This window comes from Pseudomonas sp. B21-048 (genome assembly GCF_024748615.1).
Classification (GTDB): Bacteria; Pseudomonadota; Gammaproteobacteria; order Pseudomonadales; family Pseudomonadaceae; genus Aquipseudomonas.
Genome location: NZ_CP087168.1, coordinates 2,383,693 through 2,400,627 on the forward strand (window position 1 = coordinate 2,383,693; position 16,935 = coordinate 2,400,627).

Below are 16,935 nucleotides of genomic sequence, written 5' to 3' on the forward strand. Positions count from 1 at the left end.
TTAATTAAAGCGCATAGGTGACTAAATTAGACGCATGATAAATCAACTACCGCCGCTTAATGCTGTTCGCGCCTTCGCCGTTGCTGCTCGTCATCAGAGCTTCAGCCTGGCGGCCGAAGAGCTGCATGTCAGCCACAGTGCCATCAGCCGGCACATCAAATTGCTTGAGGAATACCTGGGTGTGCTGCTGTTCGAGCGGCGCATCCGTCAATCGGTGCTGACGCCGGCCGGCCAGCGCTTTTATGAGCAGGTCAGCGCCGGACTGGCGCAGATCGCCAACGCCGCCGCTGCGCTCAAGCAACATGCCTCGCTGCCCACCGTGAAGATCAATGTCCGTCCGTCCTTTGCCGTGCTTTGGCTGACGCCCAGGCTGGCGGATTTCATTGCGCAGCACCCGGACATCAAGCCGCAGGTGATCACGCAAACCCAGGCTCCCGATCAGGCACGCGACGGGTTCGACATCGTCATTCGCCGTGGTCGTGACGATTGGGCTCCGGCGATTGAGGCGCGAGCACTGTTCGAAGACGAACTAGTGCTGGTCGCGGCGCCATCGCTGATCGAACGCTTGCCCCTTGAAAGCCTCACGTCGCTGAGCAGCCACACGTTACTGACCGCCAAGGCACGTCGTGAAGACTGGCACCATTGGGCCATGCACTTTGGTCAAAGTCTGTCAGCCACTCAGGTCACCCGGCAGTTTGATCACATGCACCTGGTGCTTCAGGCTGCCGTGGAGGGGCAGGGCATTGCCTTGTGTCCGACCTCTTTGCTGGGCACCCATCTTTTGAGCGGACACTTGACCTGCCCATTGCCCGAGTTGCGTATGCCCTTGCCACGTTATTACTACGGTGTTGCGCCGGACGTGACGGCGCACACTCGGGTGTTTGTGGAGTGGCTGTTTGCCCGGATTGCACAGGATGAGCGGCGTTGGCAAACACCTCGTACTGTGACCACTACGCCCTGAAATCCCAGACTATTTCCACCACTCGCACGGCCAAAATCAGGTAAATCAGAAACAAAATAATCTGAAACGCCGTGTGATACGGCAACTTGGACAGCCGGCGCAAGCCGTCGCTGACATTCAGCAACATCAGCAACGCCGCTATCAGGATCAACCCCCAACCCGCCAGATTCGAAGCGAGTAACCCCATGAACAGGTGATGCTCGCCATGCAGTGCGTTGGTGCCCGCAGCGAACATCAACGCACACACCAGCAGGTTCTTGATGTTGTCGAACACTCGCGTGGTGAAATCGGTGTCCAGCAAGGCCAGATACTTTCGCCAGAGTTTGCTCATGGTTGAGGCGGCACCTGTTAATGGCTGTTGCACGTGGCAAGTCTAGTGACGTTTCCACGAAACGCGGACGAAAAAAAGCCCGGCCTTCAAGGTGATGGCCGGGCTTTTGTGTTCAAACGGTCAGTCGAGTCAAATCAAACCTTGACGATCCAGCCCGCTGGCGCTTCGACGTCGCCGGTCTGTACACCGGTGAGCTCTTTGTAGAGCTTCTGGGTGACCGGGCCGACTTCGGTTTCGCTGTGGAACACGTGCAGCTTGTCGTTGTAGCTGATGCCGCCGATCGGGGTGATCACTGCAGCGGTACCGCAAGCACCGGCTTCCTTGAAGTCGGACAGCTTGTCGATGAACACGTCACCTTCAACCACTTCCAGGCCCAGACGGGTTTTGGCCAGCTCGATCAACGACAGACGAGTGATGCCCGGCAACACCGAAGGGGAATTCGGCGTGACGAACTTGTTGTCGTGGGTGATCCCGAAGAAGTTGGCCGAGCCGACTTCTTCGATTTTGGTGTGGGTCAGCGGATCCAGGTAGATGCAGTCGGCGAAATGCGCCTTCTTGGCCTGGGAGCCCGGCATCAGGCTGGCGGCGTAGTTGCCACCGACCTTGGCCGCGCCGGTGCCTTGTGGGGCGGCGCGGTCGTAGCTGGAGATCAGGAAGTTGTGCGGGGTCAGGCCGCCCTTGAAGTAGGCGCCGACCGGGATGCAGAAGATCGAGAAGATGAACTCGGGCGCGGTACGCACGCCGATGTTGTCACCCACGCCGATCACGAACGGGCGCAGGTACAGCGCGCCGCCAGTGCCGTAAGGCGGGATGAAACGCTCGTTAGCGCGCACCACGTCCTTGCACGCTTCGATGAACTGTTCGGTGGACACGTGTGGCATCAACAGGCGCGCGCAGCTGCGTTGCATGCGTGCGGCGTTCTGGTCCGGGCGGAACAGGTTGATCGAACCGTCCTTGCAGCGGTAGGCCTTCAGGCCTTCGAAGCACTGCTGGCCATAGTGAAGGGCCGTGGAGCCTTCGCTGATGTGCAGCACGTTGTCAGAGGTTAAGGTGCCTTTGTCCCACTCGCCATTACGCCAGTGCGACAGATAGCGCTTGTCTGTCTTGATGTAGTCAAAACCCAGCTTGTCCCAATTGATGCTTTCGTTACCCATGACACCCTCTATCACTTAACAACCGCCGAAACGGTTCAAGGCTTCTGACATTTTTCTGGATGGGGACAACAATACTTCATTCCGGGCCCATTTCGCAGCCCGGAATGCGATCTCTCTCGCACTGATCGTTCCCACGCAGAGGTCGGAACGATCAGTCAGGTCCGGGTTACAGATGCAGCGCGTGACCAAGGGCACGCAACGCCGCTTCTTGCACCGCCTCACCCAGCGTCGGATGCGCATGGATGGTGCCGGCGATGTCTTCCAGCCGAGCGCCCATTTCCAGGCTTTGACCGAACGCCGTCGACAACTCCGAAACGCCTACACCCACCGCCTGCCAGCCAACAATCACATGGTTGTCACGGCGCGCCACGACCCGCACGAAGCCGCTTTTCGATTCCAGCGTCATCGCCCGGCCATTGGCGGCGAAAGGGAAGCTGGACACGATGCAGTCCAGCCCTGCAGCCTTGGCCTCGTCCGGGGTCTTGCCGACCACCACCAGTTCCGGGTCGGTAAAGCACACGGCGGCGATGGCGGTCGGGTTGAATTCGCGGTGTTTACCGCTGATCAGCTCGGCAACCATTTCACCCTGAGCCATGGCCCGGTGGGCGAGCATCGGTTCGCCGCTCAAGTCGCCGATGGCGTAGACGTTACGCATGCTGGTCTGGCAACGGTTGTCGATCTTGATCGCCGAACCGTTCATCTCCAGCTTCAAGGCTTCGAGGTTCCAGCCTTGAGTGTTGGGTTTGCGACCGACGGCTACCAGTACCTGATCGGTTTCCAGGTTCAAGGTGTCGCCGTTCGGATCACGAACTTGTAGCGTATTACTTTGTGAATCAAAGCCTTCAACGCTGTGCTTCAAGTAAAGTTTCACGTCCAGTTGCTTGAGCGCTTCGTACACCGGATGGGTCAGTTCGGCGTCATAGGCCGGCAGGATGCGATCCTGCGCCTCGACCACACTGACCTCGGCGCCGAGTTTGCGATAGGCAATCCCCAGTTCCAGACCGATGTAACCGCCACCGACCACGACCAACCGTTTAGGCACGCTTTTCGGTGCCAGCGCTTCGGTGGAAGAGATGATCGGCCCGCCAATCGGCAGCATCGGCAGGTTCACGCTTTTCGAACCGGTGGCCAGCACCAGGTGCTCGCACTGAATGCGCGTGTCGCCGACCTCCACGGTTTTGCCGTCGATGACTTTGGCCCAGCCTTGAATGATCTGGACCTTGTGCTTCTTCAACAGTGCCGAGACGCCGGTGGTCAGGCGATCAACGATACCGTCCTTCCACTCGACGCTCTTGCTGATGTCCAGGGTCGGCGCCGACACGCTGATACCCAGCGCCGAGTGTTGGCTGTGGTGCTGCGTCTGGTGGAACTGTTCGGCGACGTGGATCAACGCCTTGGACGGAATGCAGCCGATGTTCAGGCAAGTGCCGCCCAACGATTCGCCTTCCACCAGAATGGTCGAAATGCCCAACTGACCGGCACGGATCGCCGTCACATAGCCGCCAGGGCCGCCGCCGATGATCAGCAACGTGGTGTTCAAATTCTGCATGTTTTACTCCACAAACAAGGTTGCGGGTTGTTCGAGCAGACCACGAACGGCCTGGATGAATTGCGCCGCGTCCATGCCGTCGACCACGCGGTGATCGAAGGAACTGGAGAGGTTCATCATCTTGCGGATCACGATCTGGCCTTTGACGACCATCGGTCGTTCGACGATTTTGTTCACGCCGACGATCGCCACTTCCGGCAGGTTCAACACCGGCGTGCTGACGATGCCGCCCAACGCGCCGAGGCTGGTCAGGGTGATGGTCGAGCCGGACAGCTCATCGCGGCTGGCCTTGCCAGTGCGCGCGGCGGTGGCCAAACGGGAGATTTCCGTGGCGCTGTCCCACAGGCTGCGGGTTTCGGCATGACGCACCACCGGCACCATCAAACCGATGTCGGCTTGGGTGGCGACGCCCACATGCACCGCGCCGAGGCGGGTGATGACTTGCGCTTCGTCGTCGTAACGGGCGTTGATCTGCGGGAAGTCGCGCAGCGCCACGACCAACGCGCGGACCAGGAACGGCAGCAAGGTCAGCTTGCCGCGGGTCGCGCCGTGTTTTTCGTTCAGGTGTGCGCGCAGTTCTTCCACGGCAGTGACGTCGATTTCTTCGACGTAGCTGAAGTGGGCGGCGCGCTGGGTGGCGTCCTGCATGCGCTGGGCAATCTTGCGGCGCATGCCGATTACCGGGATTTGCTGCTCATCATTACGCTGGGCGTAAGCGGCAGAGGCCGGTGCCGAGGCGTTTGACTGACCCTGCGCCAGATAGGCTTCGAGGTCTTCATGCAGCACCCGACCGGCAGGGCCGCTGCCACGCACCAGACGCAATTGAATGCCGAGGTCCAGCGCATGCTTGCGCACAGCCGGGGAGGCCAGCGGACGCTCATCGGCTTCACGGGCTACCATCGGATCTTGGCACGCGGCGGCCGGACGAGGTGCCGCAACCGGTTTGCTTTCAACAACGGCTTCAACGTTAGGCGCTGCAACAGGTGCTTCTTTAACCGCTACTGGCTGAGCCGACTCTTTAACGTTGCCCGCGCCTTCAACTTCAATGCTGATCAATATGCTGCCAACCGCCATGACTTCGCCAGGCTGGCCGCCCAGCGCAATCACCTTGCCATGCACCGGCGACGGAATATCGACCATTGCCTTGTCGGTCATCACATCGGCCAGCACCTGATCTTCGACGACCATGTCGCCGACCTTGACGTGCCACTGCGACAATTCAACTTCTGCAATGCCTTCGCCAATGTCCGGCATTTTAATAACGTGCGTGCCCATTCAGACCTCCATAACCCGATGCAAAGCCGCGCCCACTCGGGACGGACCAGGGAAATACGCCCACTCTTGCGCATGCGGGTAGGGAGTGTCCCAACCGGTGACGCGCTCGATCGGCGCTTCCAGGTAGTGGAAGCAATGCTCTTGCACCAGCGACACCAGCTCAGCACCGAAACCGCAGGTGCGGGTGGCTTCGTGAACCACCACGCAGCGTCCGGTTTTCTTCACTGACTTGACGATGGTGTCCAGGTCCAGTGGCCACAGGCTGCGCAGGTCGATGACTTCAGCATCGATGCCGGTTTCTTCAGCCGCCACTTGCGATACATAAACGGTGGTGCCGTAGGTCAGGATGGTCACGTCCTTGCCTGGACGAGCGATGGCGGCAACGTCCAGCGGCACGGTGTAGTAACCGTTCGGCACTTGCGCGGCGGGGTGTTTCGACCACGGGGTTACCGGACGATCGTGGTGACCATCGAACGGGCCGTTGTACAGGCGTTTTGGCTCGAGGAAGATCACCGGGTCATCGTTTTCGATGGAGGCGATCAGCAGGCCTTTGGCGTCGTAAGGGTTGGACGGCATGACCGTACGCAAACCGCAGACTTGGGTGAACATCGCCTCGATGCTCTGGCTGTGGGTCTGGCCACCGTAGATGCCGCCGCCGCATGGCATGCGCAGGGTCATCGGTGCGGTGAACTCGCCGGCCGAGCGATAACGCAGGCGTGCGGCTTCGGAAATGATCTGGTCCGACGCCGGGTAAACGTAATCGGCGAACTGGATCTCGGCCACCGGCCGCAAACCGTAAGCGCCCATGCCCACGGCGACGCCAACGATGCCGCTTTCGGAGATCGGTGCGTCGAATACGCGGGAGGTGCCGTACTTGTTCTGCAGGCCTTCGGTGCAACGGAACACGCCGCCGAAGTAGCCCACGTCCTGGCCGAACACCACGACATTGTCGTCACGCTCAAGCATCACATCCATGGCCGAGCGCAGGGCCTGGATCATGGTCATGGTGGTCGTGGTCATGGCGGTTTCCAACTCGATTTTATTGTTGTGATCGTTCATGTCAGATCCCCAACTCTTGACGCTGGCGCTTCAAGTGCTCCGGCATCTCTTTGTAGACGTCCTCGAACATGGTCGCGGCGCTCGGAATCTGGCCGCCGGCGAGGGTGCCGTACTGCTCGGCTTCTTTCTGCGCGGCGATCACTTCGGCTTCCAGTTCGGCACTGACGGCGACGTGTTCCTCTTCGGACCACTGACCGATTTTGATCAGGTGCTGCTTGAGGCGCGCAATCGGGTCGCCCAACGGGAAGTGGCTCCAGTCGTCGGCAGGACGGTATTTGGACGGATCATCAGAGGTCGAGTGCGGGCCGGCGCGGTAAGTGACCCATTCGATCATGGTCGGGCCGAGGTTGCGGCGTGCGCGTTCGGCAGCCCAGGCAGAAGCGGCGTAGACCGCGACAAAATCGTTGCCATCGACCCGCAGGGAGGCGATGCCGCAACCGACGCCGCGACCGGCGAAGGTAGTGGCTTCACCGCCGGCAATCGCCTGGAACGTCGAGATCGCCCACTGGTTGTTGACCACGTTGAGGATCACCGGCGCACGGTAGACGTGGGCGAAGGTGAGGGCGGTGTGGAAGTCCGATTCAGCGGTGGCGCCGTCGCCGATCCAGGCCGAGGCGATTTTGGTGTCGCCCTTGATCGCCGAGGCCATGCCCCAGCCAACGCCCTGAACGAATTGGGTGGCGAGGTTGCCGGAAATGGTGAAGAAACCGGCGTCCTTGACCGAGTACATGATCGGCAGCTGACGACCCTTGAGCGGATCGCGCTCGTTGGACAGCAGTTGGCAGATCAGGTCGACCAGCGGCACTTCGCGGGCCATCAGGATGCTTTGTTGACGATAGGTGGGGAAGCACATGTCGTCGATGTTCAAGGCCAGGGCCTGGGCGCTGCCGATGGCTTCTTCGCCAAGGCTTTGCATGTAGAACGACATTTTTTTCTGACGCTGGGCGACCACCATGCGGTTGTCGAAAATCCGCGTCTTGAGCATGGCGCGCATGCCTTTACGCAGGATCTCGACTGGCACGCCTTCAGCCCACGGGCCGAGGGCATTGCCCTGGTCGTCGAGCACGCGAATCAGGCCTTTGGCCAGATCAGCCGTGTCGGCCGGTTCAACGTCGATTGGGGGTTTGCGCACCAGGCCTGCGTCAGTCAGATGCAGGTAGGAGAAGTCGGTTTTGCAGCCGGGGCGGCCCGAAGGTTCGGGAACGTGCAGGCGCAGCGGTTCGTACGCTTGGTTCATGGCTTCTACGCTCGATCTTGTGAATTTCTTGTAGTGAGCTGGCAGTCATTCTTCGGTAAAAGAATTCTTGTCCTACAACAATGATAGGTCGGGCCAAGAAGAATATTTCTCTCTGTTTCGTTGCGCTTGAGGTCATTTGAGGATAAAAAATCTGCATAAACATAAAAAACAGGTGGTTTTGTCTCATGCGCAAACTGGACCGTACCGATATCGGCATTCTCAACAGCCTTCAGGAGAACGCGCGCATCACCAACGCCGACCTCGCGCGCTCGGTGAACCTGTCGCCGACGCCGTGCTTCAACCGGGTCAAGGCGATGGAAGAATTAGGGCTGATTCGTGAGCAAGTGACCCTGCTGGATGCCGACCTGCTGGGGCTGCATGTGAATGTGTTCATTCACGTCAGCCTGGAGAAACAGGTGGAGGAGGCGTTGCAGCATTTCGAAGAGGCGATCTCGGATCGCCCGGAAGTGATGGAGTGCTATTTGATGGCCGGTGACCCGGACTATCTGATCCGCGTGCTGGTGCCGACCATTCAGTCGCTGGAACGCTTCATGATGGACTTTTTGACCAAGGTGCCGGGGGTGGCGAACATTCGTTCGAGCTTTGCGCTCAAGCAGGTGAGGTATAAGACGGCGCTGCCGTTGCCGGCGAATGGGTTGACTCTTGGGACTTAATATATTGAATGTGGGGCGGGGAGTTTCCGCCCCTAGATAAGTTGATCAAGTAATGCTCTCAATTAATGAGTTGTATTGATCTGGGTCCTTTTGTTTTATTGTGTTGAGCACATAATTGGCAAGTTTTGGTATTTCCGGGATCTCAGAGGGTTTGATGCTTCTGTCAAAAATTTCTTCTAGGTGGGATTGTTCATTGTAAAGTCTATTTGAGAGCTCAGTGGCTAACTGGTCGCCACCAAAAAATTTTCCAAGTTTTTCTTCCGTGCTCGAGTGCGAAGGGTATTTGTAGAAAAGGTACGCTTCTAGAAATTTTCTCAAGTTGTTGCCAAAATTATAGAAGGCTTCGTGGTCCGAATCGCCTATTATTGGTTGGGTGCATTTGTATATCTGGCTGAATAAGTAGTTGAATTCGGTTATATAATTTTTTAGGTAGCTAGGCATTAGCTTAATGGCGGAGTTTCTTTCGGTGCGTTCCAAGATAAAGTATTCGGAGTCGTTCTTTGGTTTCGAGATTCTTTTTAGGTATTTGAGGAAGTCTAGGCTGTGGGTCGAAATAAATAACTGACTATATCTGTATGTATTCGTTTGGTTGACGGCCTTTATCGGTTTGGCTAGCATTGCTTCGATCAGGCTGTAGACGAAAAATATATGGTTGCTATCAAGGCTTGAAATTGGGTCGTCAATCCAAATTATTAATTCCTTGTCTTTGGTTTCGATATCTTCTAGTTTTGCCATGAAGTAACAGAAGGCTACGAGGCTGCACTCGCCTTCGCTGAGATTGTGAGCTATATCATTTGATCTACTGATTCTAAAATGAACACCTTTTGTAGTATCTTCGTCTATGGCGGATAGCTGTAGTCCGGAGTGTCCGAAATGATGTTGTAGATAGTGATTGACCTTTTCAGCACCTTTTCGCTCATCCTTAAGTTGGTTCTTAAGAATGCTTATATCTTTTTCTGCTTTTGTGATTTTATTTGATATTTCATTTTGTTGTTTGTTTAAGGTTGTTTGGAATGTGGTAAGTGTTTCGATGTTTTTTGTTGTCGTCGAATACTCAATGTCCTTTATGAAGGTCGCGATTTCGTCATATTTTAAGCTTTTTCGAGCAATCTCCTGGTCCTTTGCTATTGTTCCAGTTTTTGCGTTGTGCTCATTTACTATCTCCTCGATAGACTTAAGGGTTTTTTCAATATCTTGAGGGTTGCTCAATAAAGTAGGTTTTGGCTGAGGAGAAAATATATTATTTTCTCTGGCGTGTAATGATGATATTAACAATAAGAGGTCGTTTTTATATAACTCTTTTCCGTTTTCCAGCTTTTCATTCAGCTTAACGAATTTTGATTCAAGTGCTGAGTAAAAGGATGAGGCTTTTAAGTTGATTGAGATGTCCGAGGATCTTGTTTCTGTATCAAGTTTGTTTTTTAGGGTGGTAATTAAAGTGCGGAGATTTTCAGATTCTTTGCTAAAATGTGCATCTATTTTTTTCCAAAGATCGGATGGCAATGGATTGCCACAGAAGTTGCAATGTGTCTCTTTCCCCTTGTGGAGCATTGCACCCGTACGTACCCACTCCTGTAAAATAGCGTTATTCAGTAGTTTTTGTATTGTGTCTGTGGGTTTTATTTCCTGTTCTAAAAGCTTGTTGGCTTCTGTTTGAAAGCTATGTAGCTTATTGGTGAAGTCGCTTTTAAAGCTCAGTGTTTCTTTATTTTCCTCTGTAAGGATCTTTCGTAACTTGAGCTGTTCTTCTATTGGTAGGGGGTTGGGGGTCGCTAATAATATGGCCGTTATGTCGTTTTTTATTTTTTGTATATTGTATGTTATCTCCCTGTATATAGGGTTGGTTTTTATGCTTGTGTTGGCCTTGGTTTTTAATTTTTCATCTAGGGTGTTTGATACTTTTGTGAGTGTGGCTGTGTTTTTTTGGTTTTCTTCGATTTTTGTTTTTAGTTCGTGTCGGAGACCTTTTTTATCCGATTCTGAGCCAAGTAGAGCCTCTTTCTCTTCGATCTCTTTTTCCAGCGCTATATTAGGTTCTCCTAGCACGGCAAAGGGTTTAATTGTTCCGTCTGAGTCTGAAAGCCATTTTAGATTTTCTTCAACGAAATCTTTATTGTAAACCCGTACATGGTATGGGCAGTTGGTTAATGTTGTGCTGTCGAGCTTTTGGGCTCCGCTGTGAGTGAATTCATAACTGGAGAGCTTGTATTTTTCATGAGGTGTTTTAGTTTCCAATGTTCTCACTATTCTGGATAGGCTTGTTTTTCCTGAGTAATTGCGACCATATAGAATGTTTAGTTTTTTAAACTTGGCTATATTGTTGCCGGTGTCTCTGGTGGAAGAGTCCCAGTCGAAGTCTTGATATATGGCAAAGTTTTTTATTTTTCTGATTTTTGTGAGCATGATAAACCTTTCTTGTGGTTTTTACATGTGGCTACTAACCCATGTTTGCTCTGCTAAGATAAGCATGGTGTAGGTTTGAGCTGTATTGGGTTTTGGTTGTGTTTCAGTTGTAATTCTATGTACTGCAATGCTTTCCATAGGCGTAAGCGCCCTAGAGCCCAGATTAACAACCCGATTCGTTCATCGCACAGATTGTTATCTATTATTTTCTTTGCATCAGTTGTAGTGAGTTTTTTGTTGAGCTTGGCAAGGACGTAACAAAATGATATTTCGTCGAGGTCTCTGAGTTCCTCGAGCAACTGAGGATGCTCTTTACCTATTTTTAAATATAGCCTTGAATACTGCCATCCTTCAGAGAAAGTATTTACAATATTCTTCCTGATAGGGACCAGCGCGTCTGTAGGGAAAGTGTTGGTTATGGTCCATGCGCATTCAGCGTCGTTGAATGTATTCCATGCTTCAAGAAGTATATCTTGAGAGTCGTTCTTGTTTCTTGTAATGCTCTTGTATCCCCTCTTGCGAATCCCGATATACTTAGATTCCAGGAAAAGTGTTTGGATCCGCTTTCTGGTGTCGGCTGGGGCGCAGTCAGAGATGTTTGTCAAATAATAGCCAATACTTTGTCTGTGTTTTGAAGTGACAGAAGTGAGCTCTTTCTCTAATACGCCTAAAAGGTTTTCGTGACACGGAAGCATTTCGGATTCTATGTCGGAGCATATTTTCTTCAGGGCTTTATCGAGGAGGCGTTTGTTTTTCCTGGGGATGGACTTGAAAAGCTCACATGTTTGTTCTGGAGTTAAACAGAAGCAGTAGGCATGTATTAAGTTGCTTGAGTGGAAAACAATATCAGTAGGGTCGTAATTTATTAGCTCATTAATTCTGTCCATTTTCCACCCGGAAATTTCGTCCTTGGTAAATTAGGGTAGCAGAGTCTAGGAACGCCGTAGTAATGCTTTAGTCTATCTGTGGTGTTCAGTTCACTATCCATACCTCCTACGAGCTTTGTACTGCGGAAGAGGGGTTGTTTTAAGGGTTTTTCTGTCTGTTTATCTTTTAAAACATATGGTTACGTGGGTTTTATACGTTGCAATGTGAGCCTCCATCCCGTCCGCACCTTGTATTTAGTAACGATGTCGTGCGATCGGGCTTACATACGGTTGATCGGGATTTTCAGGTAGGTCACGCCGTTATCTTCGGCCGGCGGCAAATTCCCCGCCCGCACATTCACCTGAATCGCCGGCAGCAACAGCGTCGGCATGCACAAACCGGCATCACGCTGGATGCGCATCGCGACGAAGGAGGCCTCATCAATGCCGTCGTGAATATGAATGTTGCTTTTGCGCTGCTCGCCAACCGTGCTCTGGCATTGCGGGGCGCGGCCCGTGGGCGGGTAATCGTGGCAGACGTAAAGCCGCACGCTGGCGGGGAAGGCCAACAGTTTGTGGATTGAGGCAAACATCTGGTTGGCATTACCGCCAGGGAAATCGCAACGCGCAGTGCCAACGTCCGGCATGAACAACGTATCGCCCACCAGAATCACATCGCCGTCGATCAAATAAGCCATGTCCGCCGGGGTATGCCCGGGCACATGCAGGGCCGTGGCCTTCAGGTTGCCAATGCGGAATGATTCGTCCGGCGCGAACAGGTGATCGAACTGTGAACCATCGGCGCTAAATCCCGGTTCGAGGTTGAACAGTGCCTTGAACACGTCCTGAACCTTGCTGATCGATTCACCAATCGCAATCTTGCCGCCCAGTTCCCGACGCAAATAAGGCGCGGCCGACAGGTGATCGGCATGGGCGTGGGTTTCCAGTAGCCATTGCACCTGTAACTGGTGTTCGCGCACGAAGGCGATGATTTTGTCGGCCTGGACGGTCGCGGTGCGCCCGGCGGCGGGGTCGAAATCCAGTACCGGGTCGACAATCGCGCAGTGCCCGCCATCGTGTTCGTAGATCACGTAGCTGTAAGTCGACGAGGCGGGGTCAAGAAAGGCTTCAATCAACGCAGACATGGGTACGAACCTGTGGAAAGGGGCGGGAGGACAATAACCGGTTGCAACACTTTATGTTTAAACATAATGTCCGCAGCTTAAGTGACGTCGAAGGCATCCTGCAAATGCAATCCAGTCTGACCGAATGTGAAGTCGCCCAGCTCCGGGCCTCGGCCTCCAAAGCTTGCGCGCTGCTCAAGGCCTTGGCCAACGAGGACCGCTTGCTGATTCTCTGCCAATTGACCCAGGGCGAGCGCAACGTCGGCGAACTGGAAAAAATGACCGGCGTGCGCCAACCCACACTGTCCCAACAGCTGGGCATCCTGCGCGACGAAGGATTGGTAGTCACCCGTCGTGAAGGCAAGTACATATTCTATGGTTTAGCCAGTCACGAAGTGATTCAGGTGATGAAGACACTGTCCGGCCTGTACTGCGGAGCGGTGCTGAAAAGCTGGGGCTGAGCCTGATGGCCGGTCAGTTAAGCGCAATCCCATGTGCGGGCTGTGGCGAGGGGGCTTGCCCCCGTTGGGTTGCGAAGCGACCCCGGCATTTCAAAGTCAAACCGCATTTAATGGGTTTACGACTGCTTCGCAGCCGAACGGGGGCAAGCCCCCTCGCCACAAAAGCCCGCTTGTACATGGGATTGCGCTTAACTGACTGGCATCAGGACTGAACCCGGCGCCATGCGTGCAATAACAAGGAATGAATGATGAACGATCAACACTGGGGCCCATCCATCAGTGCCGACATCGTGGTAATAGGCGGCGGGACCGCCGGCATTGGCCTGGTTGCCAGCCTGCTGAAACGCGATCCGGGTTTAAAAATTACCGTTATCGAACCCGACAGCCAGCATTACTACCAACCGGCGTGGACGCTGGTGGGCGGTGGTGCTTACGCGGTGAAAAACACCGCGCGCCCGATGTCTTCGGTGATGCCGCGTCAGGCCACCTGGTTGCAGGCGTCCGTGACTGACATCACCCCGGACAGCAAACAGCTGACCCTCGACGATGGCCGCACCGTCAGTTACCAGAACCTCGTCGTCTGCCCCGGTTTGCGCCTGGCCTGGGAGAAAGTCGAAGGCTTGCAGGACACCCTCGGCCAGAACGGCGTGACCTCCAATTACAGCTATCGGCACGCGGCCTACACCTGGGAACTGGTCCAGGGATTGCGCGGCGGCAAAGCGATCTTCACCCAGCCAGCGATGCCGATCAAATGCGCTGGTGCGCCGCAGAAAGCCTTGTACTTGTCCTGCGATCACTGGCGCAAAACCGGCGTTCTGAACAAATTCGACGTCGAGTTCAATCTGGCCGGCGCTGCGTTGTTTGGCGTGGCGACATTCGTGCCGCCGCTCATGAAGTACATCGAAAAGTACAACGCTCGGTTGGCCTTCAATTCCAATCTGGTCAAGGTTGACGGGCGATCGAAAACCGCGTGGTTTGAGGTCAAGGACGCTGCAGGTGTCGTGAACGTAGAAGAAAAAACCTTCGACCTGCTGCACGTCGTTCCGCCTCAGGTCTCGCCGGATTTCATCCGCCAAAGCCCGTTGGCCGACGCCGCTGGCTGGTGCGAAGTGAACCCGCACAGTCTGCAACACGTACGCTATACAGACGTCTTTGCCTTGGGCGATGTCTGCTCCACCAGCAACGCGAAAACTGCCGCCGCCGCGCGCAAGCAGATTGTGGTGGTGGCGCAAAACCTGCTGGCCCTGCGCAAGCAACAGCCGTTGCCACTCAAGTACGACGGCTACGGTTCCTGCCCGCTGACGGTGGAGAAGGGCAAGGTGATCCTCGCCGAGTTCGGTTACGCCGGTAAATTGCTGCCGACCTTTCCCCTCGACCCGACGGTGCCGCGTCGTTCAGCCTGGTTTCTCAAGGCGACCCTGCTGCCATGGTTCTACTGGAATGGCCTGCTCAAGGGCCGCGAATGGCTGACCCGTCTGTCCAGAATTGACTGAGAGAACTCTATGTTGCTGGCCAGTTTTTTCGGTGTGGTCATGGGCCTGGTGCTGGGCTTGACCGGTGCCGGTGGCGGCATTCTTGCCGTGCCGGCCCTGGTGCTGGGGCTGGGTTTGACCATGACCCAAGCGGCGCCCGTCGCCTTGTTTGCGGTGGGCAGTGCGGCGGCGATCGGTGCGATTGACGGTTTGCGTCATGGCCTGGTGCGCTATCGCGCGGCGTTGTTGATTGCGCTGCTCGGCGCGGTGTTTTCGCCGGTGGGCATCTACTTCGCCCATCAGTTGCCGGAAAAGATCCTGATGGTCCTGTTCAGTCTGCTGATGGTCATGGTGGCCTGGCGGATGCTGCGCCGGGAAAAGCACGACGATGGCCCGAGCGATCACGGCCATGCCAACTGGGGCCAGAAGAACTGCATGCTCGATCAGCAGACCGGGCGTTTTTCCTGGACTGCCAAATGCACCGCGACCCTGGCGGCACTCGGCGCGGTGACCGGTGTGGTCTCGGGGCTGCTCGGGGTGGGTGGCGGCTTTCTGATTGTGCCGGCGTTCAAGCAACTGACCGATGTGCAGATGCGCGGCATCGTCGCCACGTCATTGATGGTGATCAGCCTGATCTCGGTGATCGGCGTGGTCGGCGCGTTTCATGCAGGGGTGCGGATCGATGGTTTGGGCGTGTCGTTCATTGTCGCCAGCATCGTCGGGATGATCCTCGGTCGAAAACTCTGCGCGCGGGTGCCGGCCCGAGGGCTGCAGATCGGCTTCGCCAGCGTCTGCGGGGTGATCGCCGTTTACATGCTGTTTAGAGCGCTTGCCTAGCGGACACCAGTTCCTGTGGACAGCAGTCGGGTCCACAGGCTTACACCCTAAGTTCCGGGCCTGTCCGGCGGGCGGTCTTACGCCGAATTTGCCGCGCGCCACCCCGCCAATCCAAAGCAGCGGACAACCGCCCCCAAGGCAGCGTATGACGCCGCCGGTCAGCTTTCGATAATCGCCTCCGACATCAAGTCCCCCGTTGCGGAGCGCGTCATGCACAACAATAAGAACTTCAAGCATCGTTTCTTGCCGGCCCTCATCGCCAGCCTGTCGTCCCTTGGCCTGAGCTCAATGGCCGAGGCCGAGATCATGCTGTACGACAAGGACCAGACCACGTTCTCCACGGATGGCTACATCAACGCCTTCTATGTGAACAGCGACGTGGACCGGGCCGGCGAGCAGTACGACCGGCGTCAGGCGCGGGTGAAGATGGGGTTTCTGCCCAACTACCTGGGTTTCAACATGGGCAAGCAGGTCGATGACCTTAAGCTCGGCGCCCGCGCCTCGTTCTGGGTGACCATCAACGACAGCGAAACCAACGGCACCGACACCGCCATCGACGTACGGCAGTTCTACGGCACGGTGGCCAATCCTGAGTGGGGCGAGGTGCTGATCGGCAAGGACTTCGGCCTGTTTGCCCGCTCCAACATCCTGCTCGACGAATTGCTCGCCGGTTATGGTCAGGTCAGCGATACGTTGGGCCTGGTGGACGGCGGCGGGGTGTCGTTCGGCAACATCGGCAGCGGTTATCCATACCCGTTCCCGACGGCGCAGATTACCTATCGCACCCCGGTGATGGACGGTTTGCGGGTGGCGGTGGGGATCATGGACCCGGTCGATACCAACGACAGCAGCGCGACGGGCAAGGCGTATCAGGGGAACCCCCGCACCGAGAGCGAGATCACCTATCAGTTCGACGTCGGCGGGGCGAAGATTTACAGCTGGCTCAACGGCAGCTACCAGACTTCGGACAACACCGACTCCAGCGTCGAGTCCGTCACCTCCAAAGGCGTCGGCTACGGTGTGCAGGCGAAGATGGGCGGGCTGTCGCTGACCGGCTCCGGTTTCCAGGCCAAGGGCATCAACCCGTTCTTCACCAACAACGCCGGCGAACCGACCCTGCGCAATGTCGACAGCGACGGTTACCTGTTGCAGGGGTCCTACAAACTGGGCAAGAACCGCCTGGCACTGTCTTACGGCAAGACCGAGGACGATGGCAACGGCGTGGTCGGCAGCGGCGCCGATTACGAGACCCGCGGCATTGCGCTGTTCCATGACGTCAACGACAACCTCAAACTGGTGGCCGAGTACAACCAGTTCGAAATCAATGGCCACGACACCAGCGACCAGAATGAAGACACCGATACGTTTGCGATGGGGGCGGTGTTGACCTGGTAACTGGTGGCGACATAGATCAACTGTGGCGAGGGGGCTTGCCCCCGTTGGGTCGCGAAGCGGCCCCGATTCTGGTCGCGCATCGGCCAATTTTGGGGACTGCTGCGCAGTCCAACGGGGGCAAGCCCCCTCGCCACAAA

15 protein-coding genes are annotated in these 16,935 nt (G+C 55.7%); 6 read left to right on the forward strand and 9 right to left on the reverse strand.

Annotated features, from left to right (window positions below):
- Nucleotides 1–34: 34 nt before the first annotated feature.
- Nucleotides 35–961: a LysR substrate-binding domain-containing protein gene (locus LOY56_RS11205; RefSeq protein ID WP_258621773.1), complete on the forward strand. Its 927-nt coding sequence runs from the start codon at nt 35–37 to the stop codon at nt 959–961.
- Here the strand turns inward: LOY56_RS11205 and LOY56_RS11210 are convergent.
- The 6 genes from LOY56_RS11210 to LOY56_RS11235 form a co-directional block, all read right to left on the reverse strand.
- Nucleotides 951–1,292, reverse strand: coding sequence for a hypothetical protein (locus LOY56_RS11210; RefSeq protein ID WP_258621774.1), 342 nt, complete (start codon nt 1,290–1,292; stop codon nt 951–953). The genes LOY56_RS11205 and LOY56_RS11210 overlap by 11 nt on opposite strands.
- Nucleotides 1,293–1,426: 134 nt before the next feature.
- Entirely contained in the window at nt 1,427–2,446 is a 1,020-nt protein-coding gene (locus LOY56_RS11215; RefSeq protein WP_258621776.1) for a branched-chain amino acid aminotransferase, read from the reverse strand.
- Nucleotides 2,447–2,612: 166 nt separating this feature from the next.
- Nucleotides 2,613–3,995 (reverse strand): dihydrolipoyl dehydrogenase, encoded by a 1,383-nt coding sequence (lpdA, locus tag LOY56_RS11220; RefSeq protein ID WP_258621779.1) that lies wholly within the window; start codon nt 3,993–3,995, stop codon nt 2,613–2,615.
- A 3-nt stretch (nt 3,996–3,998) separates the two neighbouring features.
- A complete protein-coding gene (locus LOY56_RS11225; RefSeq protein WP_258621781.1) occupies nt 3,999–5,270 on the reverse strand; it encodes a dihydrolipoamide acetyltransferase family protein in 1,272 nt (423 codons plus the stop codon).
- Nucleotides 5,271–6,329, reverse strand: coding sequence for an alpha-ketoacid dehydrogenase subunit beta (locus tag LOY56_RS11230; protein WP_258621782.1), 1,059 nt, complete (start codon nt 6,327–6,329; stop codon nt 5,271–5,273).
- Nucleotide 6,330: 1 nt separating this feature from the next.
- Nucleotides 6,331–7,566, reverse strand: coding sequence for a 3-methyl-2-oxobutanoate dehydrogenase (2-methylpropanoyl-transferring) subunit alpha (locus tag LOY56_RS11235; RefSeq protein WP_008005369.1), 1,236 nt, complete (start codon nt 7,564–7,566; stop codon nt 6,331–6,333).
- A gap of 185 nt (nt 7,567–7,751) precedes the next feature.
- Between LOY56_RS11235 and bkdR the strand changes: the two genes are divergently transcribed.
- On the forward strand, nt 7,752–8,240 hold the full coding sequence (gene bkdR, locus LOY56_RS11240; protein ID WP_008059350.1) for a Bkd operon transcriptional regulator BkdR: 489 nt from the start codon (nt 7,752–7,754) through the stop codon (nt 8,238–8,240).
- Between the two features lie 45 nt (nt 8,241–8,285).
- Here the strand turns inward: bkdR and LOY56_RS11245 are convergent, their stop codons facing one another.
- From LOY56_RS11245 to LOY56_RS11255, 3 genes are all read right to left on the reverse strand, one after another.
- Nucleotides 8,286–10,643 (reverse strand): AAA family ATPase, encoded by a 2,358-nt coding sequence (locus LOY56_RS11245; protein ID WP_258621785.1) that lies wholly within the window; start codon nt 10,641–10,643, stop codon nt 8,286–8,288.
- 53 nt (nt 10,644–10,696) lie between these two features.
- Entirely contained in the window at nt 10,697–11,530 is an 834-nt protein-coding gene (locus tag LOY56_RS11250; RefSeq protein WP_258621787.1) for a hypothetical protein, read from the reverse strand.
- A gap of 260 nt (nt 11,531–11,790) precedes the next feature.
- Nucleotides 11,791–12,654, reverse strand: a complete 864-nt coding sequence (locus LOY56_RS11255) for an MBL fold metallo-hydrolase (RefSeq protein ID WP_258621789.1) — start codon at nt 12,652–12,654, stop codon at nt 11,791–11,793.
- A 104-nt stretch (nt 12,655–12,758) separates the two neighbouring features.
- Here LOY56_RS11255 and LOY56_RS11260 point away from each other — a divergent pair, with 104 nt between their 5' ends.
- The 4 genes from LOY56_RS11260 to LOY56_RS11275 all read left to right on the forward strand — a co-directional run bounded on the left by LOY56_RS11260 (nt 12,759) and on the right by LOY56_RS11275 (nt 16,798).
- Entirely contained in the window at nt 12,759–13,094 is a 336-nt protein-coding gene (locus LOY56_RS11260) for a helix-turn-helix transcriptional regulator (protein ID WP_032830345.1), read from the forward strand.
- Nucleotides 13,095–13,342: 248 nt separating this feature from the next.
- Complete coding sequence (locus LOY56_RS11265; RefSeq protein WP_258622610.1) at nt 13,343–14,587, forward strand: FAD/NAD(P)-binding oxidoreductase; 1,245 nt, start codon at nt 13,343–13,345, stop codon at nt 14,585–14,587.
- 9 nt (nt 14,588–14,596) lie between these two features.
- A complete protein-coding gene (locus tag LOY56_RS11270; protein ID WP_258621792.1) occupies nt 14,597–15,403 on the forward strand; it encodes a sulfite exporter TauE/SafE family protein in 807 nt (268 codons plus the stop codon).
- 210 nt (nt 15,404–15,613) lie between these two features.
- The gene (locus tag LOY56_RS11275; protein WP_258621793.1) at nt 15,614–16,798 is read left to right on the forward strand and encodes a porin; all 1,185 of its coding nucleotides are present in this window, start codon (nt 15,614–15,616) and stop codon (nt 16,796–16,798) included.
- Nucleotides 16,799–16,935: the final 137 nt, after the last annotated feature.